23 protein-coding genes are annotated in these 23171 nt (G+C 60.2%); 18 read left to right on the top strand and 5 right to left on the bottom strand.

Annotation, left to right across the window (positions count from 1 at the left end; genetic code table 11):
* Positions 1-30 precede the first annotated feature (30 nt).
* Positions 31-1473 carry a 3'-5' exonuclease gene (locus tag CFAEC_RS09030; RefSeq protein WP_290276151.1) on the bottom strand — a complete coding sequence of 481 codons (1443 nt, stop codon included), beginning with the start codon at positions 1471-1473 and terminating at the stop codon, positions 31-33.
* A gap of 283 nt (positions 1474-1756) precedes the next feature.
* On the opposite strand from CFAEC_RS09030, the gene CFAEC_RS09025 reads away from it, so the two are divergent.
* A complete protein-coding gene (locus CFAEC_RS09025; protein WP_290276150.1) occupies positions 1757-2308 on the top strand; it encodes a winged helix-turn-helix transcriptional regulator in 552 nt (183 codons plus the stop codon).
* Positions 2309-2327: 19 nt separating this feature from the next.
* Here the strand turns inward: CFAEC_RS09025 and CFAEC_RS09020 are convergent, their stop codons facing one another.
* Positions 2328-3176 carry an Ltp family lipoprotein gene (locus tag CFAEC_RS09020; RefSeq protein WP_290276147.1) on the bottom strand — a complete coding sequence of 283 codons (849 nt, stop codon included), beginning with the start codon at positions 3174-3176 and terminating at the stop codon, positions 2328-2330.
* Between the two features lie 504 nt (positions 3177-3680).
* Here CFAEC_RS09020 and CFAEC_RS09015 point away from each other — a divergent pair.
* The 3 genes from CFAEC_RS09015 (at position 3681) to CFAEC_RS09005 (ending at position 6625) form a co-directional block, all read left to right on the top strand.
* Entirely contained in the window at positions 3681-4706 is a 1026-nt protein-coding gene (locus tag CFAEC_RS09015; protein ID WP_290276145.1) for an ABC transporter substrate-binding protein, read from the top strand.
* A gap of 78 nt (positions 4707-4784) precedes the next feature.
* Complete coding sequence (locus tag CFAEC_RS09010; protein ID WP_290279855.1) at positions 4785-5792, top strand: FecCD family ABC transporter permease; 1008 nt, start codon at positions 4785-4787, stop codon at positions 5790-5792.
* Positions 5789-6625, top strand: a complete 837-nt coding sequence (locus tag CFAEC_RS09005; RefSeq protein ID WP_290276143.1) for an ABC transporter ATP-binding protein — start codon at positions 5789-5791, stop codon at positions 6623-6625. The genes CFAEC_RS09010 and CFAEC_RS09005 overlap by 4 nt, the downstream gene beginning before the upstream one ends.
* Positions 6626-6632: 7 nt before the next feature.
* Here the strand turns inward: CFAEC_RS09005 and glgX are convergent, their stop codons facing one another.
* The gene (glgX, locus tag CFAEC_RS09000) at positions 6633-9287 is read right to left on the bottom strand and encodes a glycogen debranching protein GlgX (RefSeq protein ID WP_290276142.1); all 2655 of its coding nucleotides are present in this window, start codon (positions 9285-9287) and stop codon (positions 6633-6635) included.
* Positions 9288-9293: 6 nt separating this feature from the next.
* The gene (locus tag CFAEC_RS08995) at positions 9294-9845 is read right to left on the bottom strand and encodes a TetR family transcriptional regulator (protein ID WP_290276141.1); all 552 of its coding nucleotides are present in this window, start codon (positions 9843-9845) and stop codon (positions 9294-9296) included.
* Positions 9846-9975: 130 nt separating this feature from the next.
* On the opposite strand from CFAEC_RS08995, the gene CFAEC_RS08990 reads away from it, so the two are divergent.
* Positions 9976-10662, top strand: a complete 687-nt coding sequence (locus CFAEC_RS08990; RefSeq protein ID WP_290276139.1) for a hypothetical protein — start codon at positions 9976-9978, stop codon at positions 10660-10662.
* Between the two features lie 100 nt (positions 10663-10762).
* Positions 10763-11332: a hypothetical protein gene (locus CFAEC_RS08985; RefSeq protein WP_290276138.1), complete on the top strand. Its 570-nt coding sequence runs from the start codon at positions 10763-10765 to the stop codon at positions 11330-11332.
* A gap of 3 nt (positions 11333-11335) precedes the next feature.
* On the opposite strand, the gene CFAEC_RS08980 is transcribed toward CFAEC_RS08985, so the two are convergent.
* A complete protein-coding gene (locus tag CFAEC_RS08980; protein ID WP_290276135.1) occupies positions 11336-12889 on the bottom strand; it encodes a YbjN domain-containing protein in 1554 nt (517 codons plus the stop codon).
* 339 nt (positions 12890-13228) lie between these two features.
* Here CFAEC_RS08980 and hisD point away from each other — a divergent pair, with 339 nt between their 5' ends.
* From hisD to CFAEC_RS08920, 12 genes are all read left to right on the top strand, one after another.
* Complete coding sequence (hisD, locus tag CFAEC_RS08975; RefSeq protein ID WP_290276134.1) at positions 13229-14560, top strand: histidinol dehydrogenase; 1332 nt, start codon at positions 13229-13231, stop codon at positions 14558-14560.
* A gap of 21 nt (positions 14561-14581) precedes the next feature.
* On the top strand, positions 14582-15700 hold the full coding sequence (locus CFAEC_RS08970; protein WP_290276132.1) for a histidinol-phosphate transaminase: 1119 nt from the start codon (positions 14582-14584) through the stop codon (positions 15698-15700).
* A 46-nt stretch (positions 15701-15746) separates the two neighbouring features.
* A complete protein-coding gene (hisB, locus tag CFAEC_RS08965) occupies positions 15747-16355 on the top strand; it encodes an imidazoleglycerol-phosphate dehydratase HisB (RefSeq protein ID WP_290276130.1) in 609 nt (202 codons plus the stop codon).
* Between the two features lie 3 nt (positions 16356-16358).
* Positions 16359-16586: a hypothetical protein gene (locus CFAEC_RS08960; protein ID WP_435384225.1), complete on the top strand. Its 228-nt coding sequence runs from the start codon at positions 16359-16361 to the stop codon at positions 16584-16586.
* A gap of 49 nt (positions 16587-16635) precedes the next feature.
* Positions 16636-17997, top strand: a complete 1362-nt coding sequence (locus tag CFAEC_RS08955; protein ID WP_290276128.1) for an MFS transporter — start codon at positions 16636-16638, stop codon at positions 17995-17997.
* Positions 17998-18041: 44 nt separating this feature from the next.
* Complete coding sequence (gene hisH / locus CFAEC_RS08950) at positions 18042-18677, top strand: imidazole glycerol phosphate synthase subunit HisH (RefSeq protein ID WP_290276126.1); 636 nt, start codon at positions 18042-18044, stop codon at positions 18675-18677.
* Positions 18678-18695: 18 nt separating this feature from the next.
* Complete coding sequence (priA, locus tag CFAEC_RS08945) at positions 18696-19436, top strand: bifunctional 1-(5-phosphoribosyl)-5-((5-phosphoribosylamino)methylideneamino)imidazole-4-carboxamide isomerase/phosphoribosylanthranilate isomerase PriA (RefSeq protein WP_290276124.1); 741 nt, start codon at positions 18696-18698, stop codon at positions 19434-19436.
* Between the two features lie 5 nt (positions 19437-19441).
* Positions 19442-20233, top strand: a complete 792-nt coding sequence (locus CFAEC_RS08940) for an inositol monophosphatase family protein (protein ID WP_290276122.1) — start codon at positions 19442-19444, stop codon at positions 20231-20233.
* Positions 20234-20262: 29 nt separating this feature from the next.
* Complete coding sequence (hisF, locus tag CFAEC_RS08935; protein ID WP_290276120.1) at positions 20263-21039, top strand: imidazole glycerol phosphate synthase subunit HisF; 777 nt, start codon at positions 20263-20265, stop codon at positions 21037-21039.
* 17 nt (positions 21040-21056) lie between these two features.
* Positions 21057-21425 carry a phosphoribosyl-AMP cyclohydrolase gene (gene hisI, locus CFAEC_RS08930; protein ID WP_290279854.1) on the top strand — a complete coding sequence of 123 codons (369 nt, stop codon included), beginning with the start codon at positions 21057-21059 and terminating at the stop codon, positions 21423-21425.
* 71 nt (positions 21426-21496) lie between these two features.
* Complete coding sequence (locus CFAEC_RS08925; protein WP_290276118.1) at positions 21497-22165, top strand: TIGR02234 family membrane protein; 669 nt, start codon at positions 21497-21499, stop codon at positions 22163-22165.
* Between the two features lie 77 nt (positions 22166-22242).
* Complete coding sequence (locus CFAEC_RS08920; RefSeq protein ID WP_290276115.1) at positions 22243-23028, top strand: indole-3-glycerol-phosphate synthase; 786 nt, start codon at positions 22243-22245, stop codon at positions 23026-23028.
* The last annotated feature ends 143 nt before the right edge of the window (positions 23029-23171 follow it).

Here is a 23171-nt window from a genome sequence, read left to right as displayed (position 1 = left end):
GCATTCACCTGGTCACCATAGAGGTGTTTCCTAGAACGGTGGTTGATCGTCCAAACCGAGGGCGGTGAACAGCTGCTTGTCGTCCCAGATCTGAATGTCCTGGCCCTTTTCCTGCAATTCTTCGGCGCGTTTCTGCTTGCTGGTGATGGTCGCCCACGGACCAGCCACCAGAATGGTGGTTTTCTTGGTTACGTTCTTTCCCACCTGCCCGCCCTGATCGGCGATACGCTGCCAGAGCGCACCCTTTTCATAGGGTTCGAAGTCACCGGTCAGGGTGACATGCTGGCCGTAGAGCAGCGAAGATGGATCAGCATCGGGGTTGGGGTCAGGAATGACCTCCGGGGTGGCCACCTTGTCCCACGGTGCCCGACCCCGCGCCTTCTTCGGCGCAGCCTTCTCCACATCGGGCTCCACGCTTTGCGACGCCCCACCAGCTGCCCTTCCGCCGGCCGCCGGTGGCACCCGGCCCTCCGCGGCGGAACCCAGGTGATCCAGTCCCAACCGACGACGCTGGACCACCACATTTGCACCTGACCGGTCGCGCAGGATCGGGTAGACCCTCTCCTCATCCAGGGAACCGACCGTGAAGCCCTGGCTGTGGAAGAAGTCGATGAAACCACCTTCAAAGTTCTGACGCCGTGCCAACTCAATGGTGATGCCGGCGCAGGCGCGGGCGTCCTCAGCCGCGTCGTGGTGCTTCTTCAGCTCCACACCCAGTTCCCGGGCCACGGTGGGGAGCTTGTGGTTGGCAAATTTGATGCTGGAGAACCGGGACAACGCCAGGGAGCACCCGAAGTTGAAGTTCGGTGCCGTGATCCCCGCCGCATCACACGCACGGGACAGTGCGGTGAAATCAAACTGTGCATTGTGGGCGACCAGGGGGAGATCCCCCACGAAATCGACCATCTTGGGCAGCATCTCGGCAAATCCCGGTTGGTCCGCGACCTGCTCAGGGGTGATGCCGTGGATGCTGATGTTGATGGGTTGGAAGAAGTTGAAGGGTTCTGGAGGTGTGCACAGCCAGGACACCGATTCTGTCTCCACGCCGTCCTGGTAGCGGACCAGGCCGATCTGACAGATGGATCCCCAGTCATCATTGGCGGTCTCCACATCAAAACCGACGAAGTCCAGGCCGGGGACCGGGGTGGCGGCAGCGGTGGCGTTTCCGCCCCCACCGGAGGTCAGCGTCGGGGTTTCACCGCGCAGGACGGCGTTGATACCTGCAGCCAGGGACTCCGCCTGCTCCACCTGGTTGGGGGAGAACGTGATCACCGTGGGTCCGGCTTGACCTGTGAGCTCAATGGAACCGCAGGACAACGATCCGGGAGGGTGCACCTCAACCCCGCTCACTGAGCTGAGATCAACCGTCTGCGTATGCTCCCCGGACCGCGAAAGAGCGGTCAGGAGAGGGGAATGGGTAATGGTGAGTGTGGAGCCATCCAGAGTGATGGTTGCGCCATGTGCCGCGATCACAGGTGGTGTCCTTTCGATGTGAATCAGTGCTCACCACCCTACTAGGCGGGGTGGACATGACATTCACGGACCATCGCGGGTGCTCGAACAGGTGATACCTCCACAGAACCACGGGCAGTAAATACACAGCAAACAGGGACGGTACTGGTAGGCGGGAACACGTAACAGTTCCTTCACCGCGGGCGACGCAATGGGTAGGACACTAGAACACCAGGACATCTGCGAGTATCCGCAGTCCTGAACGTGAGAGAAGGATGAGTGAATGAGAATGAGGAGTAGAACAATGCGGCTTCTCAATGAAACTCCCCGGGCCACCGTCGGCGTTGACGCGGCAGGCCGGGGTGTGACCGCCGCGGAAACCCGCACGCGTCAACCTGTGCAGCTCGTTCCCTCACCCCATGACACGCAGGAGAACACCCCGCCCCGGACATCCGCGGATCCGGAGCTGCGGACATCAGCCGGAGCCAATGATCCGGGTCTTTCCTGGGATCCATTCAATAAAAGCTGCCTCAGTCGCGACCTCTTCGACACGATTGGAGATAAGTGGGCGATGCTCATCCTCCTCAGCATCGAGGATGGCCCCCTGCGCAACGGCGAGATCAAAGACCGGGTTGAGGGGATCTCCCCGAAGGTCCTCACCCAACGACTCAGCGTGCTGGTCGAGGATGGATTAGTAACCCGCACCTCCCACCACCAGATTCCGCCACGGGTGGATTATGAACTCACCGAATTGGGAGAGTCTGTCGTTGAGCCCGTTAAGGGGGTCTATGCGTGGACCGTGGCTCATATGGATAAGGTCATGGCCTCACGGACACGGCATCCTAAGGCTTCTTAGGTATTTTAAGCGGACCTGATCAAAGGTTGGCCAGTGCGTAATCGGCTTCGGCGACGGTGAATTTCTCACCGTACTCTGAGGTCAATTGGCTGTGGATGCGATCAGGGGACATGTTTTGGCGGTCTTGGTAGTTGCGTGCCTTAGCCAAAGCATTGGCATTCCAATCCGCTTCGACGTTGTCCACTGCATATTGTGCAGCCTCCGGACTGAACCTCTCTCCATACTCGGAAGTTAGCTGGTCATAAAGCCGGCTCTTGGACATGTTCTGCCGATTGGCATAGGAATCAGCCTTGTTAAGAGCGGATGTGAATTCCGTCGACACCCCGTCAGCAACAGTCTCCGCTGTGTTAGCGGTGCCGAGGTTGGCCAGTGCGTAATCGGCTTCGGCGACGGTGAATTTCTCACCGTACTCTGAGGTCAATTGGCTGTGGATGCGATCAGGGGACATGTTTTGGCGGTCTTGGTAGTTGCGTGCCTTAGCCAAAGCATTGGCATTCCAATCCGCTTCGACGTTGTCCACTGCATATTGTGCAGCCTCCGGACTGAACCTCTCTCCATACTCGGAAGTTAGCTGGTCATAAAGCCGGCTCTTGGACATGTTCTGCCGATTGGCATAGGAATCAGCCTTGTTAAGAGCAGAACGGAACTCGGTTGGAATTTCGTTGCTCTCCCGGACAGGGTCTTCAGTAGCGGCTTCAGTTGCTGCGGCGACAATCGCAGCGGTGGACGAAGTGGTGGACGTACTGGTAGCCACGGTGGTTGGAGCTGTTGATGCGCGAACCGGTGTTTCCTCGCTGGGTGAATCTCCGAGACTGGAGATGAAACTGATGGTAATGCCGACCGCGACGACACCGCCAGCCCATTTCATACAGCCGCCCTTTTTCTTCTTCGGGTTTTCACTTGCCGACGGGAAGCTGGTTGGAATCTGGGGATCAACCCCGGGGTGTGTCATAAGAGCTCCTGTTCATCAATGCGGGAAAGGGTAATTCTCACGCTATCAACCTCGGTGGACATGGAAGCACAGGGAAATATCATCATCCATACAGGTGTTCGAGGGCTCATTGTGGCGTGGTGTTAGTTCACCCAGGAGCGTGGAGAGATTTTGTCTGTCTGTAGATCCATTCCCTCAATTGCGTCGTTCTAAGTTACGTTGTGGATTTCTCACCTCTTGAAACCAGCCCCAATAAGTGGTGCGGACGATGCTGCCTTGGCTGAAGGGATTAGAGTATTAGGTAAACTTCCTCCACCCGCCGGCCGGCACGAACCCCGCTCCCATGTCAGCGTGTCTCTTGAGCCCGTGTGTGGATGATGTTGGTCTTCATCGTTGCTGAATCGGGGCAGCGAACCTCAGAGATACGAAGGATTCCCACACATGGCCTCACGTTCAGTTTCCGGACTACGCACCAGACGTCGCACGCTGCCTGCTCTCCTTGCCTCCGTGCTCTTGGCTGGCACCGCCTTGGTGGGGTGTTCCACAACAGAGGATGCGGCTTCCCCAGGCACCACCACTGCGGTTGAATCCGCTGAGGTGGCCGAAGGGTTCCCGGTAACCATCACCTTTGATCCCTATGACCCGGTGACCATCGAGGATCAGCCGGAGCGCATTGTCAGTCTTTCACCGACCACCACGGAGATGTTGTTCGCGGTGGGTGCCGGCGACCAGGTCGTCGCGGTGGATGAATACTCCAACTATCCGGAGGACGCACCCTTGGTGGAGGGCCTGTCAGGTTTCACTCCCAATGTGGAATCCGTGCTGGAACATGATCCAGATCTGGTGCTCATCATGAACAAGGCGGAGGGAATCGTCGAAGGGCTCACTGCGGCTGGGGTTCCGGTCCTGATCGTGCCGGCCTCAGTGGACCTGGAGGACACCTACGAGCAGATCGCGCTTGTCGGTGAAGCCAGCGGTCATGCCGATGCCGCAGATGAACTGGTGGAGGAGATGAAGCGCGATGTGGAGGACGCCCTGGCCTCCGTTTCCCAGGAGTTCAAGGACGCGGGTCTGACCTACTATCACGAGCTGAGCAGCACTTATCACTCCGTCTCCGGCCTGACCTACATCGGACAGATCTACTCCGAGTTCGGCCTGACCTCCATCGCACCGGATAATGATGATTACCCGCAGCTGACCAGCGAGGCCATTGTGGCAGCCAACCCGGACATCATCTTCCTCGCCAACACCAGGGCGGAGGATATGGACGCCGATGTCATCGCCTCCCGCCCCGGTTGGGAGACCATTGATGCCGTGGTCAATGATCAGGTGATCGGTCTTGATGATGATCTGGCTTCCCGCTGGGGCCCACGCGTGTCTGAGCTGGTGGAATCCATCGCCGATGAGCTCAATGAGCAGGTCGTTCCCAACTGGGAGAATAGCGAAGCACCGGCAACCGTCGGTTAACACCACCCACACCCGATCAGAGTCAGGCCACACCAGGTAACAGTGAACAAAATCAGGAAAGCGGCCTCCAACCCGTTTATCGCCACCGCCGCATCACTTGTGGTGTTGCTCGTGGTGGTGGTGTATTCAGGGTTCTCCGGAGTCATTGATCTCAGTCCCTCCCAGGTGATGGCACACCTCATTGGTGGGGAAACCCTCAGCGCCCGTGAGCAGGCGGTGTTTTTTGATATCCGTCTGCCCCGCATTGTGACAGCGATGATCGTTGGTTCCATGCTCGCGCTGTCCGGTGCCGCCTACCAGGCGGTGTTCCGGAATCCACTCGCCGATCCCTACCTCTTGGGTGTATCTGCCGGTGCGGGTCTGGGGGTCACCGTTGTCATCGTCGGCGGCACCGTTCTGGGTCTGAGTGCCGGCGGGTTCAGTATCATCGGGGCGGCCTTCATCGGTGGTATCACCGCGGTGTCCGCCACCGTGATGGTGAGCAGGGGAGTGGGACAGGGATCCTCCGCCACGGTGGTGATCCTGGCGGGAGTGGCGGTGGCTGCCTTTGCCAGTTCCATCCAGACCTACATCCAGCAGCGCAATATTGATACCGTCGCCCGCATCTATGTCTGGATGCTGGGCAGCCTGAACGTCTCCCGCTGGGAATCTGTGGTCAGCGTGGCGCTTCCTGCCATGATCTGTGCGGCGTTGATCCTCGCCTCAGCCCGGGTGCTTGATGTCATGACCGTCGGTGATGTGGAGGCCCGCACCCTGGGTATTGATCCCACCGTGGTCCGCCTGTCACTGGTGGCGGTGGCCACCCTGGGCACCGCATCTGTGGTGGCCATCTCCGGACTCATCGGGTTCGTGGGCATCATCGTGCCACATGCAATCCGTCTCATCTGCGGTCCGGGACATCGCATGCTGTTGCCGCTGACACTGGTGTGGGGTGCCATTTTCCTGGTGACTGCCGACACCATCGGTCGCACCATCCTGGCGCCACAGGAACTGCCCGTGGGCGTGGTCACCGCAGCGGTTGGCGCACCGTTCTTCCTGTTCATCCTGCGCCGATCCAGCAGACCCCGCAAGGAGGCCGCAGTATGATGCCCCCGGAGGAAAAGGTCATCGCTGTTGAATGTGAACAGGTGGTGGTCCGCTACCCGGGTGTCGGTCGGACGGCGGTGTCCGGGATCAGCACCCGGGTGGTGCAGGGTGAATGGCTCAACATCGTCGGCCCGAATGGCTGTGGCAAAACCTCACTCCTTCATGCCCTGGCGCAGGTGCTCCCTGTGGAAGCCGGGTTGATCACCCTGGCAGGCATCGACGTGAGCCGTTCGTCGAAAATCAGCTCCCTCGGGCTGGCGGCGGCACGCCGACGGCGGCACCTGGCGCGCACCGTGGCACTCATGCCGCAGCACCCCACCATTCCGGTGGGGTTGGATGTCCATGACTATGTGCTGCTGGGCAGGCACCCGCATAACCGTGTGCCCGGGCGCCATGATGCTGAGGTGGTCGAGCGTTGTCTCGATGAACTCAACCTCGCCAGCTACTCCCACCGCCTGGTTTCTTCGCTTTCCGGGGGTGAGCGGCAGCGCGCGAGCCTTGCGCGCGCCCTCGCACAGGAGCCGGAGGTGCTGCTCCTTGACGAGCCGACGTCGGCGCTCGACATCGGACATGCGCAGGAAACCCTGGAGCTTATCGACGCCGTCCGTGCCCGACGTGGGTTGACGGTGATCGCAGCCATGCATGATCTGACCCTCACCGCGCAATACGGCGACCGGGTGATGATGATTGCGGCGGGTGAGAAGATCGCCGAAGGTACCGCAGCGGATGTCCTCACAGCCCAACGGATCCATGAGGTCTACAGGGCGAATGTGGTTGTGGAAACAGATCAGGGGCGCCCGGTGGTCATCCCCAGGCGCCCCTCATGTGCTTGACCGCTACTTAGTACTCGTCCACAGCTGAGTCATAATCATCATCCTGCGCTGCAGTCTGGCGCTTACGGTGCAGCTCCTGCGCGGGGGTCTCCTCACCTGAGGTGTCGTCGGTGTCCTCCGTCGACTCCTCGGCAGGCTCATCAGCCTGGTCCTCAACCTGCTCCGGGGTGGAATCGTCCACCTCGTCGGGTTCAGCATCCTCAGGTGCCTCGGTGTCACTGTCAGGCCCCTGGTCCTTGGCTGCCGTGAGTTCACGAACCTTGGCAGGCGCGTCGAGCGAGACGGTCGTGGAGGGTGTGACCGGAGAAGGATGGGTGTCCTGCTTCTCCTCTGCTTCTCCAGCTGATTCCTCAGCGTGCGCCACCCGGCTCTTCGCAGCGGCTTCCTCAGCGTCGGCGGCTGCCTTAGCGGAGGCACGCAGGGCTGCATCGGACTCAGCGGCCTCGCGGTTCACTGCATCACTGATCTCCTGCTTCTCACGGGCGATCCGGGCATCCAGCTTGGTGTAGTCCGGTGCCTCGATCTGACGCAGCAGCATGCTGGAACGCGCAGGCACGGTGAGGGTCCCCTCCGCATCAATGGTGAGTTCCTCCAGGGGGTAACCGATGGCTTCGGTGGAATCCACCAGCAGCTTCCACTTCATACCGAAGTGCTCAGGTGGGAGGGTGAACTCAATCTCCTCGTGGTGGGCGTTGAACATCAGGATGAAGGAATCATCGCGGACCTTCTGGCCACGATCATCCGGTTCCACGATGGCGTCACCGTTGAGGAAGACCATGAGGGACTTGCCGAAGGCGAAGTCCCAGTCATCCTGGGTCATCAGCTTGCCGTCGGGAACCAACCAGGCGATGTCACGGTCGCGGACATCTGTACCCAGTGGGCCACCGGCGAGGAAACGACGGCGACGGAACACCGGGTGGTTGGAGCGGATCCGCAGCAGTCGGCGGGTGAAACTCAGCAGATCGGCGTGCTCAGTTGCCTGATCCCAGTTGATCCACGCCAGTTCATTGTCCTGGCAGTAGACATTGTTGTTGCCGTTCTGGGTGCGTGCCATCTCATCACCGTGGGAGATCATCGGCGTGCCCTGGGACAGCAACAAGGTGGTGAGGAAGTTGCGTCGCTGCTGCGCACGCAGCTGCATGATCTCCGGGTCATCGGATGGACCTTCCACACCACAGTTCCAGGAACGGTTGTGGGATTCACCATCACGGTTGTCTTCACCATTGGCCATGTTGTACTTCTCGTTGTAACTGACCAGGTCATTGAGGGTGAAGCCATCATGGGCGGTGACGAAGTTGATGGATGCGGTGGGGCGGCGACCATTGTGTGCGTACAGGTCGGAGGAACCGGTCAGGCGGGAGGCGAATTCACCGAGGGTGGCAGGCTCACCACGCCAGAAATCACGGACGGTATCGCGGTACTTACCGTTCCATTCAGTCCACAGTGGCGGGAAATTACCCACCTGGTATCCACCTTCACCAATGTCCCATGGCTCGGCGATCAGCTTCGTCTGGGATACCACCGGATCCTGCTGCACCAGGTCGAAGAAGGTGGCCAGACGGTCAACATCATGGAGCTCACGTGCCAGGGTGGAGGCGAGGTCGAAGCGGAAGCCATCAACGTGCATTTCAGAGACCCAATAACGCAGGGAGTCCATGAGCAGCTGCAGTGAGTGCGGGTCGCGGACGTTGAGGGAGTTACCGGTGCCGGTGTAGTCCATGTAGTGGCGCTTGTCGCCATCGACCAGACGGTAGTAGGCCTCATTGTCAATGCCACGGAACGCGATCGTCGGGCCCATGTGGTTACCTTCGGCGGTGTGGTTGTACACCACATCCAGGATCACCTCGATGCCGGCCTCATGGAAGGAACGCACCATGGCCTTGAACTCCGCCACAGCACTGCCCGGGAGGTCGGAGGACGAATACTCGTTGTGGGGAGCGAAGAAGCCGAAGGTGTTATAACCCCAGTAATTACTCAGGCCGAGTTCGCGCAGTCTGTCATCCTGCATGAACTGGTGGACCGGCATCAGTTCGATGGCGGTGATACCAAGATCCTGCAGGTATTCAATGATCTTGGGATGCGCCAGACCCGCGTAGGTGCCGCGTAGCTCCTCCGGGATATCCGGGTGCGTCATCGTCATGCCCTTCACATGAGCTTCATAGATGACGGTCTCGTGGTACGGGGTGCGCGGTGCGCGGTCATTGCCCCAGTCGAAGAACGGGTTGACCACGACGGACTTCATCGAGTGCTCAATGCTGTCCTCGGTGTTCCGGCCGTGGGGGTTCTCCGGATCGGTGATGTCATAGCTGAACAGGGAGGCATCGCCGTCATATTCGCCGGTGAAGGCACGGGCATAGGGATCCACGAGGAACTTGGTGGGATCGCAACGCTTGCCGTTGTCCGGGTCCCAGGGACCGTGGACGCGGTAGCCATAGCACTGACCTGGCTGTACGCCGGGGATGTAGCAGTGCCAGACGTTATTGTCTTTCTCATCGAGAGTGATTCTGGTTTCCTGCCCATTGTTGTCAATGAGGCAGAGTTCAACGCTTTCAGCGACGTCGGAGAACAGTGCGAAGTTGGTGCCCGCACCGTCGTATTTCGAACCGAGCGGGTATGCCTCGCCTGGCCATACGGAGTAGCTGTGTTCACTGCTTGATGTCATGGATGCTTATCTTATCGTGCCGAGCGCATCTAGACCGGCAAGGACGATTTTTATGCCTGTCGAGAACCGCTCGCGGTAGATCTCATCCTCTGTATTTTCCTCGTCTCCGGTGAATTCCTGCAGCTGGTGCTGTGTTTGCTCTGCAAGAACTGCCCCGATGACAAAATGAAGGAGAGTGAAGGCCCCGACCTCATCGGCCACATCCAGTGAGTCGGAAACTTTGCGTTCCAATTCCGCGCGTAGCGCGGCGTCGCTAAGCGCCGCACTGACCACCTCTGAACCGTCACGGTGGCTGATCATCAGGTCACGTAACTGCGCGCAGGTGGCCGCCGCGCCCTGCTTGTCGACGCCGTCCGCACCGGTCCCGTCAAGCAACGGGGCGAGTATCCGTCGGGCGGTCGCGCCGATCAGCTCCTGCTTGTTCTTAAAATGCCAGTAGAGGGCCCCGGGGGCCACGTCCAGCTGTTTGGCGACACGACGCATCGTCATATCAGCCAATCCATAGGAGTTGAGGATGGATATGGCGGCATCGATGATTGTTTCGCGGTTTAGTTGCACAATTGCCAGCATAATAACAGCAACTTATTCCTCGTTACTACGCACTCGCTTGATAGGGTGATCGCAGTGAATTCGCGTCTCCGTATCCCTCGGGGGCGCGAAACTGATGATGAACTACAGGAGAAGAAACTTGTCGATCCGTACTTCCGCGAAAAAGGTCGCCATTGCCGCCGTCATGGTGGCACCGCTGTTGTTGGCAGCCTGTGGCAGTGATAATGATGAGGACACCGCAACATCATCGACCACCACAACCAGTACATCCCCATCCACCACCACGTCGGATGAGGAGACCACCGAGGAAGTGACCGAAGAGGTCACTGAGGAAGAAACGGTGGAGGAGACCGTCGAGGATGCTGCTGCCGAACCTGCCGGACAGCCTGCACCTGAGGCAACCGTGGCCAGTGAACCTGCTCCACAGCAGGTGATGCCCAGTGAAGTGATCACGTATGAGGAACTCCCTCCGGTTCAGGGTGGCCAGCCTGCCAGCCCTGAGGACTCCGCCGCCATTGAGTCTCTGATCCGTGGTTCCCTGGCGCCGACCACCGTGCGATCCATGCTGCAGTACGTTCCACAGAACACCTGCAACCGGGTCATCGAGGCAGCTGGAGGGGCCGCCGCCCTGGACTTCAGCCAGATCCCTGACATCCCGCTGAACCAGATTCCCGGTGCCAACACTGGAACCGTGGACTCTATCTCCGACATTGTGGTTCAGGGTGACACCGCTTCCGCATGGGTGGTTGCCAGCGGCAATGGCCAGACAGATTCCGCCACCCAGCGGTTCCTCCGTGAGGATGGGCGCTGGAAGTTCTGCGATTAAACACTTGAGTGATTAAACACTGAGTGCCAGGCACCCCACCCCCTTGGGTGGGGTGCCTTCTTTAGATTCCGGGACCGTGGGGGCGGTATCCTGGCAACCCATGAGCAATCCGTATCAGGGCTATACCGAAGCCGACGTTGACACCCCGGGTCGCACCATGCGGAAGCCTCGCCGGAATCGCACGGGCGGCACCTATGCGGGAGTGCTGGCGCTATCGCTCGCGGTCCATGCAATAGCGGGCGTGGTGTGGGGGTTCCTGCGTCCGACGTACACGGCCTATGTTGAGGATCCGGAGACAGCATCCGTGGCGGTATCTGCCAATGTGGAATTCACCGCCTTCATCTGGTTCGCCATTGCCACCGGGGTCATCGGGGCGGGCATCGCACTGGTGGTGTTCCTGCGCTCGGAAACCACTCGCGGACCCCTCATGCTGCTCTGGCTGGGCGTGGTGGCTTTCCTCGGGGCGGTAGCCTTCATTGTCTTTGGCGATGCAGTGGCGACATTCATCCATCCCAGCCCAGGTGATTATGCCGGCGCAGTGGGCGAGAGCTTCCAGGTGGTTCCCGGGATGTCACCGGGCAGCGCGTTGTTCACAGCTCCATTCTTGGCGGTCCTCATGTACTGGTGTGCCACCTTCGTCACACCACCTGAGGAACCTGAAGAGGATTAGAAGCTAGGTTGACTCCGGCCAGTCGACGATGGAGGAACCGGTGGCTTCGATGCTCAGGGAATCCACCGCCTGCAGCAGATGGTGGATGGACAGGGCAATATTGTGACGCAGCTGGTCATCGGTGAGTCCCTCCGCGGTGGGTACCGCGAATTCCACCCTGACCTGCAACCCCTGGGAGTTCTTGTGACAGAACGCCTTCGTGGTCAGTGAGCGTTCATTCCACTGGTTGCACATCATGAACAGTTTCATGAAGTCACGGTCAGGATCCATATCCGGATCCCAGTGGCCCTTGACCAGGAAGGTCGGGCCGTTATCAATGAAGAAACCGATGAACACCTCATTGATCCACGCGACGAGGAAATCCTCCTCACTGCTGGTTTTCACCACTCCGATATCAGCCAGATGATCCCGGACACGGTCGAGGGTGACTTCACGGGGGTATTCCGGGCGCTCGCTGTCACCATCCCGGATGTGGAACGATTCAGAAAAAGAGTCTGAACCGGGCGTATCCAGTGAATGATCTGCGATCACAGGTATATCCGTCGAAGGATCTTTGGCGCCATCTTCCAAGAGGGCGAGAAGGTCCAGAAGATCATCATCCCCGGGTGGGGCATCGTGATCACCGGAGTTGGCGTGATTCAGCTCAACATCTTCGTCATCTTTGTCGTTTTTGTCAGCGCCTTCGGCGTTTCCCGTGAACTGGGAGAAGATCGGAAGGAAGGGCTCCTCCCGGCTCTCTCGGACGATGGTGCTCTCAGAATCCTCCTCGGTCGGATCCTCGGTCTGATCCTCGAGGGAGTCATCGGTGGTGTCACCCATCCCCCCGGCGGGGGTGGGGCCATCGGGTTGGTCGGCGGAGGCGTCCCAGATGTCGTCGTATTTACCGGAATCCTCCGCATCGCGGAAGAACTCATCGGAAAACCCATTGTCGGAATCATCGTCGTTTCCAAAGGATGGGTGGCGGGGAACGTCCATGCCTCTCCTTTCACGGCCGCTGTCAAACCCATTAGCAGACAGAGATGGGGGAACGAACAGACCTGAGATCTCCTCCAAGAGGTCACTCTCGTCCTGTTCCGTACACAGTTCTTCGCTGCCCGCCCCCTCGATGTTCAGATCGGAGAAGAGCTCGAGAACGGTGTCCACCGCCATCTCCACGGTGTTGATGGTCAACTGGATGAACTGCATGAGCTGATCCGTGGACACTCCCTCATCCACGCTGAGGGAGGAGCGGAACTGGATCTCCACGTCGCCGAGATCTCCCACGCGCAGAAGAGCAGTGGGCCCGATGCGTTCGGTGTTCCAACTGGTCAGAGCCTGCGCTACTTCATTGATCGTGGACAGATCCAGGGTCATGCGCATGCGGGCCAACATGGTCAGGTGTAGTCCTGATTCCTGACCGAAGTACAGGGAGACCCGATGGTTGGGCCACGGCATGATCAACCGGTCATCCGCAGCCAGGAACTGGTAGCCCAGTGCATCCACGGCATCCTCAACCCTGTCCAGATCAACTGGCAGGGGAAGAAGCGTGTCCGGCATTTTGAAATCGCGATCAGTCAACGTGTGACGCCCGGTCCTTTCTGGAAAATGGTGCTGGTCAGTGTCTTCTACGGCGGAACTTCCCGGGGGAGGAGCAGCTGTTGGTCAGCAGCCGAGGGGTGGAAAGATGCCACCTGGCCCCTCTGTGAGAGGGTGATCAGGGTACATTACCAACCTTTGGAGAATTATGGAGCCTGGGTTATCAGTGTAAGGGAAACGGCTAGTTCTGTACCCGAATCCGTTTTTGTCTGGGCGGGGAATACAATGAGACACCGTGTGGTGTGCAGCCCTGCCAACGGGGATGCTTGTCACCACCGGCCTTTTGCAGAAGCCCATACTCTTTAGGGAGAAATTCTCGCCATGCTGACTGTCACTGACCTCCGTGGTCAAACTCCATCCAAGAGCGATATCCGCCGTGCTCTGCCCCGTGGAGGTACTGATGTTGTGTCGGTGCTGCCCATCGTGGAGCCCGTGGTGGACAACGTCAGGGACCGCGGTGCTGAAGCCGCCCTGGAGTACGGCGAGAAATTCGACCATATCCGTCCCGCTTCAGTGCGGGTGCCGGCAGACGTTCTCAAGGCCGCTGAGGATTCCCTGGCGCCTGAGGTCCGTGAGGCCATCGAGGAATCCATTCGCCGGGTCCGCAAGGTCCACGCAGATCAGAAACCTGAGGAACACACCACTGAGTTGTATCCGGGCGGTACCGTGACTGAGCGGTTCCTCCCCATTGACCGTGTGGGACTGTATGTCCCCGGTGGCAACGCGGTGTACCCCTCCAGCGTCATCATGAATGTCGTGCCCGCCCAGGAAGCCGGGGTGAACACTCTCGTGGTGGCCTCACCTCCACAGGCCGACCACGGTGGCTGGCCGCACCCGACCATCATGGCGGCCTGCTCCATCCTCGGTGTGGATGAGGTCTGGGCGGTGGGCGGCGCACAGGCCGTTGCACTCCTGGCTTATGGCGATGAGGAGGAAGGGCTGGAACCGGTGGACATCATCACGGGGCCGGGCAACATCTTCGTCACCGCGGCCAAGCGACTGGTCCGGGGTGTGGTGGGAACCGATGCCGAGGCCGGCCCGACGGAGATCGCCGTGCTCGCTGATGACACCGCCAATGCCGTCAATGTCGCCTATGACCTCATCAGCCAGGCAGAACACGATGTGATGGCCGCATCCGTCCTCATCACCGACTCCGAGCAGTTGGCGCTGGATGTCAACCGTGAGATCGAGGCGCGCTACTCCATCACCCGCAACTCTGACAGGGTGGCAGAAGCCCTGCGCGGTAAGCAGAGCGGCATCGTCCTGGTGGACAACCTTGACATCGGTATCGCCGTGGCGGACCAGTACGCGGCGGAACACCTCGAGGTGCACACCGTGAACGCCCGTGCTGTCTCCGAACGGATTTCCAATGCCGGTGCCATCTTCGTGGGCGATTTCTCCCCGGTGCCACTGGGTGACTATTCCGCAGGTTCCAACCATGTTCTTCCAACGTCGGGAACAGCGCGTTTCTCCGCAGGCCTGTCCACCCATACTTTCCTGCGTCCGGTCAACCTCATTGAATACGACGAGGCTGCACTGAAGGACATCTCCGAAGTTGTGATCAACTTCGCTGATGCCGAGGATCTGCCTGCCCACGGGGAAGCCATCCGCGCCCGCTTTGAAAACCTGCCCACATCAGAAGACACCGTCTAGAGCACAAGGCACAACCCAACCATGACTGATAAGACCCTCGCCTCCGAAACCGCCCTGTCCCAGCTTCCCCTGCGTGAGGAACTGCGCGGCGAAAGCGCCTACGGTGCACCGCAGCTGAACGTGGCCGTGCGTCTCAACACCAATGAGAATCCGTATCCTCCCTCCGATGCCCTCATCGCAGACCTCGTGGAGACAGTGCGTGAGCAGGCATCCGAGCTCAACCGCTATCCGGAGCGGGACTCCGTGGAACTGCGTGACGCACTCGCGGACTACATCACCCATCAGACCGGCGTGACAGTATCCCGTGACAACCTGTGGGCAGCCAATGGATCCAACGAAGTTCTCCAACAGCTGCTTCAGGCTTTCGGTGGCCCGGGGAGGACGGCGCTTGGTTTCCAACCGAGCTATTCCATGCACCCCATCCTGTCCACCGGAACCCAGACCGAGTTCATCGGCATTCCCCGCGGTGCAGATTTCCGAATCGACATGGACGTGGCGCTGCAGGCGATCGCGGAGCACACACCCGATATCGTGTTCGTGACCACCCCGAACAACCCCACCGGTGATGTGACCAGCCTGGAGGATATTGAACGCATCATCCAGGCCGCCCCCGGCATCGTGATCGTGGATGAGGCTTATGCCGAATTCTCACCATCGCCTTCCGCCACCACCCTGCTGGCGCAGTACCCCGCGAAGCTCGTGGTGTCCCGCACCATGTCCAAGGCCTTCGACTTCGCTGGTGGCCGCCTCGGATACTTCGTGGCGGCGCCTGCCTTCATCGAGGCGGTCATGCTCGTCCGGCTGCCGTACCACCTGTCTTCCCTGAGCCAGGCGGCGGCGATCGTCGCGTTGCGCCACCGGGAGGATACGCTGGCCACCGTGGCCACATTATCTGCAGAACGTGAACGCGTTGCAGCCCGCCTGGAGAAATTCGGCTACAGCCAGGTACCGAGTGAATCCAATTTCATCTTCTTCGGCGATTTCACAGACCAGCATGCAGCCTGGGAGGCTTTCCTGGACAGGGGAGTGCTCATCCGCGATGTGGGTGTAGCCGGGTACCTGCGTGTCACCATCGGTCTTCCTGAAGAAAATGATGCCTTCCTGGATGCAGCGGCAGGCATCGTCAGTCTCAACCTCTAAACCCACTTCCTGATCCCCACCATCACCCACCACGGAGAGAAGCGTCATGACCACCGAGTCCCGAATCGGTCGTTCCACCCGCACTACCAGCGAATCCGACATCACCGTCGAGATCAACCTTGACGGCACCGGCCAGGTGGACATTGACACCGGCCTGCCATTCTTTGACCACATGCTCACCGCCTTCGGTGTGCATGGAAGTTTTGACCTGAAGGTCCACGCCAAGGGGGACATCGAGATCGATGCCCACCACACCGTGGAGGACACCGCCATCGTCCTCGGCCAGGCACTCCTGGACGCCATCGGGGACAAGAAGGGTATCCGCCGTTTCGCGTCCTGCCAGCTGCCCATGGATGAGGCATTGGTTGAAGCTGTCGTGGATATCTCCGGCCGCCCGTACTTCGTGATCAACGGGGAGCCTGATCAGATGATCACCGCGGTCATCGGCGGGCACTACGCCACCGTGATCAATGAGCATTTCTTCGAAACCCTGGCACTGAATTCCCGCATCACCCTCCATGTGATCTGCCACCATGGACGCGACCCCCACCACATCACCGAGGCTGAGTACAAGGCCGTGGCCAGGGCCCTGCGTGCCGCCGTGGAGATGGATCCCCGCCAGACCGGAATCCCGTCCACGAAGGGTGCGCTGTAAAAGGTGAGCCCATTGCATGTTTCTGATATTGTCCTTGCGACTGCCACCACGAACGCGGATGCCGGCAACCGGTGGATGATCTACGGGTTGTTCATCATCGCCGGTCTGTTCATCGGTGGTGCGTGGTCCGCCTATAAGGCAGAGAACAAACTGGGCATGATCGTGGCCGGTGGAATCGGTGCCATCGCCGCTGTCGGTGGCATTCTGTGGATGATCGGAGAGATGACTTAATTTGGAGAACAGGGCTTTAACCCGCGCTGAGATCGAACAATTATCCAGCATGTGGAAAAGTCCTGGTTTCGTGGCTGTCCTCGTGGCGGTCGCAGCTGCGTTCGGTAGCTGGTCACTCCTTTTGCCGGTGGTTCCCCTGGCTGTTCTTGAGTCAGGTGGATCGAGCACCCTCGCTGGTGCCACCACCGGTATTTTCATGGCCGCCACCGTGCTCACCCAGATTTTCACTCCCGCGGCGCTCCGGAAGATCGGCTATAACCCGGTGATGGTGTTCTCCGCGATAATGCTCGGAGTACCGGCCATCGGGTACATGATCGGCATGGAACCACTGCCGGTGTTGCTCGTTTCCGCGCTGCGCGGCATCGGTTTCGGGGCTCTCACCGTGGCCGAATCAGCACTGGTGGCAGAACTTGTCCCGGTCAGGTTCCTGGGCAAGGCCTCCGGCATGCTGGGCGTGTTCATCGGGTTGTCCCAGATGGTCTTCCTCCCGATCGGCCTGGCCATCGGTAACCGATGGAGCTATGACATCGTCTACGTCCTCGGCGCTGTGATCGCCCTCGTGGCCGCCCTGATGTGCCTGCGCATCCCGAACTTGAAGGCGGCGCCGAAACAGGAACCCAGCAGGTATGACTACCCCGAGGAGAAGAAGACGCCCCGGGTCGCGGCCTGGAAGCTCGTGCTCATCCCGGCGCTCGCCGTCACCTCGTTGTCCATGACCTTCGGCGCGGTCTCCTCGTTCCTCCCCGCGGCGGTGATCCAGCTTGATCCGGTCCTGGGTGCTGTCATCGGTGGTCTGATCCTGTCGGTCACCGGTGGTTCCGCAATGGTGTTCCGTTACCTGGCGGGTGCGATCGCGGATCGCCGGGGAATCCCTGGGGTCACCATGATCCCGGCGCAGTTATTCGCGCTCATTGGTGTGGTGCTCATCGCGGTCACCATCTACCAGGGTTGGTCCGTGTGGCTGCTGATGATCGGCGCCATCATGTTCGGCGGTGGCTTCGGAATGGTGCAGAATGAGGCCCTGCTGTCCATGTTCTTCCGCCTGCCGCGCTCACGGGTGTCCGAGGCGTCAGCGGTGTGGAATATCTCCTATGACGCCGGCACCGGGCTGGGTAGTTTCCTGCTGGGGATCATCGCGGCGAGTTTGGCCTATCACGGTGCCTTCGCCGCCGGGGCGGGTGTGATCCTGGTGGGAATCCTCCTGACGGTAGCCGACCGGGTCGTGGGCAGGCACCGGCTCACCGAATATGACAACACCCGCGCCAGGTTGCGTCAGATCCCCGTGGCCAGGCGTGCGGTGCGGACGGTCAGGTCGGTGCGCCACCGGGTGGCGGCCAAGCCGGTGCTTGTCGACGAACTACTGACCCGTCCCACCGAAAAACCGGGTTGGAAAGATACCGACGAAAAATAGACTGCGGTGATGGTCACCGAAGCACGGTGCCCTAAACTGATCGCATGACCAAAACCGTCGCTTTACTCGACTATGGATCAGGTAATCTCCGTTCCGCCCACCGCGCTCTCGAACGCGTCGGCGCGGAGGTCATCGTGACCAGTGACCCCGAGATCTGTACCAATGCCGATGGGCTGCTCGTTCCCGGTGTGGGTGCCTACGCAGCCTGCATGAACGGGCTCAAGCAGGTGTTTGGCCAGCGCATCATCGGCACACGCCTGGCAGGTGGACGTCCGGTCATGGGCATTTGCGTAGGCATGCAGATCCTCTTCGATGAGGGGATCGAACACGGTATCCGGACTGAAGGCTGTGGCGAATGGTCAGGCAAGGTTGAACGCCTCCAGGCTGATATCCTGCCGCACATGGGCTGGAACACCGTGGAGATGCAGACCGGCAGTGATATGTTCGCTGGCCTGGATGACGATGAGCGTTTTTACTTCGTCCACACCTATGGAGTTCGCGATTGGACTCTGGCCACCGATGATCTGACCACCCCTCCACTGGTGACCTGGGCTAAACACGAGGATGACCGGTTCGTGGCCGCTGTGGAAAACGGTGCCCTCTGGGCCACCCAGTTCCACCCCGAGAAGTCCGGCGACGCTGGCGCCCAGTTGCTCAGCAACTGGATCAAGCACCTTTAATAGTTAGGATCAATGTTCATGACCTTTAATATTCTTCCCGCTGTTGATGTGGTCAACGGCCAGGCTGTCCGACTCGACCAGGGTGAGGCCGGAACTGAGAAGTCCTACGGCACCCCACTGGAATCCGCTCTCAAATGGCAGGAACAGGGGGCGGAGTGGCTGCACTTCGTTGACCTGGACGCCGCCTTCAACCGTGGTTCCAACCATGAACTGATGGCTGAGATCACCGGCAAGCTGGATATCAAGGTGGAGCTGACCGGTGGAATCCGTGATGATGCCTCCCTCGAGCGGGCCCTGTCCACCGGTGCGACCCGCGTGAATATCGGCACCGCAGCCCTGGAGAATCCGGCATGGATCGCCGATGTGATCCAGCGTTATGGCGACAAGGTGGCCGTGGATATCGCCGTCCGTCTCGAGGACGGTCAGTGGCGCACCAAGGGCAATGGATGGGTCTCTGACGGTGGTGATCTCTGGGAGGTTCTGGAGCGTCTGGATTCCCAGGGGTGTGCACGTTTCGTGGTCACTGACGTGTCCAAGGACGGTACCCTGACCGGGCCGAATGTGGATCTGCTGCGGGAGGTCGCCGCTGCCACCGATGCCCCGATTGTTGCTTCCGGCGGGATTTCCACGCTGGAGGACGTGCTGGAACTGGCCCGTTACCAGGATGAGGGTATTGATTCTGTCATCATCGGCAAGGCGCTCTACGAGCACAGGTTCACGCTGACGGAAGCGCTGGAAGCCGTCGAAAAGCTAGGGTAGTTCCCATGGATGCCCGTGAGCTGCTCGCCATCGCCGAGGCGGTGATGGATGATGCCGAAGCCATGTTCGTCAATGGCTTCGGTGCCGCACCGTCATCGATGAAATCAGCCGGTGACTTCGCCACCGAGGTGGACTATGCCATCGAATCCCACCTGCGGGCGATGTTGGGAACGCTCACCGGAATCCCTGTGATCGGGGAAGAAAGTGGTGGCGCGAATTCCGGCACCCGGTGGGTGATCGATCCGATTGACGGCACCGCCAACTTTTCCGCCAATAATCCGATGTCCTCAATTCTGCTGTCACTGCTGGAGGATGATCAACCGATCCTGGGTATCACCTCCATGCCCATGCTGGGTAAGCGGTTGACCGCCTATGACGGATCACCGCTGATGATCAACGGCGCACCCGTGCCACCGTTGGAGGAGAAATCCCACCTGGTGGCCCATGTGGGTTTCAGTTCCATGGCCACGCCAAAGAACACGGAGTTCCCCATGGATATGCGTCGGGATCTGCTTTCTGAGCTGGCGGAGTCCTATCTGCGTCCCCGGATCACCGGTTCCATCGGGGTGGACCTGGCATTCACCGCCGAGGGGGTGTTCGGCACCTGCGTTTCCTTCAGCCCGCATGTGTGGGATAACGCCGCCGGGGTCATGCTCGTGCGTGCCGCCGGGGGAGTGGTGACCAATACAGAGGGCAATGACTGGGTTCCCGGTAACGGCGTTATCGCGGGAACAAAGAAGGCCCATGAAGTACTGATGGGTACGATAACTAAAGTCCGCGAACAGCACGGACAATAATGAAGAAACCTCAGAAAAGAGCGAGAAACATGGGTGTGGCAATCAGGGTTATCCCTTGCCTGGATGTTGACAACGGACGAGTGGTCAAGGGGGTCAACTTTGAGAACCTCCGCGATGCCGGTGATCCGGTTGAACTGGCCCGACGTTATGGGGAGGAGGGCGCTGACGAACTGACCTTCCTCGATGTCTCCGCCTCCAAGGACGGACGCGGCACCATGCTGGAGGTGGTGCGTCGCACCGCCGAGCAGATCTTCATCCCCCTGACTGTGGGTGGCGGTGTACGCAGTGTCGAGGACGTGGACCAGTTGCTGCGCGCCGGTGCTGACAAGGTCAGCGTGAACACCTCCGCCATCGCGCGTCCCGAGTTGCTCTCTGAGCTGTCCCAGCGTTTCGGCGCCCAGTGCATCGTGTTGTCGGTGGATGCCCGTCGCGTGCCGGAAGGCGGTGCGCCGCAACCGTCTGGTTTCGAGGTGACCACCCACGGTGGCACCAGGTCAGCAGGCCTGGATGCCATCGACTGGGCCCGACGCGGTGAGGAGCTCGGTGTGGGGGAGATCCTGCTGAACTCCATGGATGGTGACGGTACCAAGAATGGTTTTGATATCGAGCTGCTGGAGAAGGTCCGCGCCGCCGTCTCCATCCCGGTGATCGCCTCCGGAGGAGCAGGCACTGCTGAGCACTTCCCGCCCGCGGTCGAGGCTGGCGCCAATGCCGTCCTCGCCGCCACCATCTTCCACTTCGGTGAGGTGTCCATCGTTGAGGTCAAGGATGCCATCGAGGGCGCAGGATTCGAGGTCCGCAGGTGACCGGGCCTGCGGCACAGGTGAGTGACAATCCGGCGGAGTTTGAGCTTGATCCGGCCATTGCCAACCGCCTCAAGTTCAACGACGCCGGGCTCATCCCGGCCATCGTTCAGGCCACGGATACCCGTGAAGTCCTCATGATGGCCTGGATGGATACCCACGCGCTTGCATACACCCTGGCCACCCGCAGGGGCACTTACTACTCCCGTTCCCGTGATGAATATTGGATCAAGGGGCTGACATCGGGCAATGTGCAGGAGGTGACGGGAGTGTCCCTGGATTGTGATGGTGATACCGTCCTGGTCACTGTCCACCAGACCGGAGGCGCCTGCCATACCGGCGACCGCACCTGCTTCGATGCAGACACCCTGCTGGGGCCGTCGGCGTAGCACGTCGATAAGCATCTGGCAGCGGGGCGTGCCACCGCACGCCGCACAACACAATGAGCAAAGGAATCACTATGAAACCCCGCGTGCTGGCAGCCTTGATGATCGGAGTTGGCGCCCTCGTGGTCTGGATCAGCTCCCGGATGAACTGGATCACGGTGGAGGCGTTCGATGACAAATCGGGCAGCTCCACCCAGTCGATCGTGGGAGCCGTGTGGTCCACGGAGATCATGGCTCTGGCGCTCGTCCTGGCTGCGGCGTGTGTGGCGGGATTGGTGCTGCGCAGCCTGGGCCGACGCATCATCGGTGTCATCTCAGCCGCAGTGGCCATCGCTGCGAGCCTGTCCCCGCTGTCGCTGCTGACCGGGGAGGCCACCGCCGAGGATGCAGAACGCGCCCGGACGCTGCTGACCTCAGGAGTGGCCAGCCAACAAGCCAACTCCGGCACCCTGTTGTCGGAATGGGCGGGGATCACCGATGTGAGCAATCATCCACTGGCTGCTGTGGTGGCGTTGATCGGTTGCGCGCTGGCCCTGTTCGGTGGTGTGCTGCTGGCCATGCGTCCCGGTACTGATCCGGCACAGGCGAGCCGCTATGAACGCCGTCAGGCGCGGGCAGAGAAGATCCGGACGGACCTGGAGACCGCACCCGATTCTGGACGTGTGATGTGGGACGCACTTGATGAGGACATTGATCCCACTGACGCTTCCGGGGGTAGTGGTAAAAGCACTGGTCGGAGCTAGAAACCGGAGACCTGATTTCTTAAGCCACCTGCACTCGGGATAACCTTATTCCTGCATGTGTAGGAAGGAGGTCGGGCATGGTTACAGTTGATAACCGCATTCTCCAGGATGTCGCAGCAGAAGTTGCGGCACGTGAGGAGAAGGTGTCGTTTCAGAATGTGAAGGCGAAGTCGCGGTCATCCAGTACTCCGGAAGTAATTGATGTCCGGTCGGTTCTCCTGCGGTCTGGCTGCAATGTGATTGCCGCCTTCGACCGAGTGGCCTCGGATTTTGCTGATCACCACAACCCAGTGGATTTCGCCGCACGTGTCGAGGAACTCGGGGCGGCGATGCTCAGCTACACGGTTCGGCGGGGACAGTTCGCCACGGCGGTGAAGGATATTGAGGATATCCGGTTGGCGGTGACGCTCCCTTTATTACTCGACGATCTGATCATTGATCCCTATCAGATTCACGAGGCGCGCGTGATGGGCGCCGATGCACTGCCACTCGCGGTCTGGGCCATGGATCAACACAAACTGGAATCACTGGTGGACCGCACCGAGGCCCTGGGCATGAGCGCCTTCGTCGAGGTGCGCAACCCCGATGAGGCCCGTCGTGCGGTGGCAGCCAGAGCGTCCGTGGTGGCCGTGGATGTGACCGGCTATCACGGTCCTAAAACTCTGCCCGAGGCCTTCGCGGGAATCTGTGAGGTGCTGCCGAAGGAGACGGTGCGTCTGGTGGTGGGGGGTTGTTGGACACCCAGGGAGTTGATGGCCTACGCCCGTCACTCCGCCGATGCCATCTACGTGCCACACAACCCGCTGGCCGCCACCAAATCGTTGGTGTCCGCCGGCATGCACCCCGCCTGCCCGTCACGCTGAAACCTGCTTATCGACGCCCCATCAGTCCACCCTGGTGGCGCCCCCAGCGGGCACCACGGTGGACTGGTGGTGGGGGCGCAGTCGCTCCCCGGGCGGGTGGCATTGCTAAGTTAGTGCTATTCATATTCTAGAATTCCGCACTG

This window comes from Corynebacterium faecale (assembly GCF_030408735.1).
GTDB classification, from domain to species: Bacteria; Actinomycetota; Actinomycetes; order Mycobacteriales; family Mycobacteriaceae; genus Corynebacterium; species Corynebacterium faecale.
This window is presented reverse-complemented; position numbering and strand designations above follow the sequence as displayed.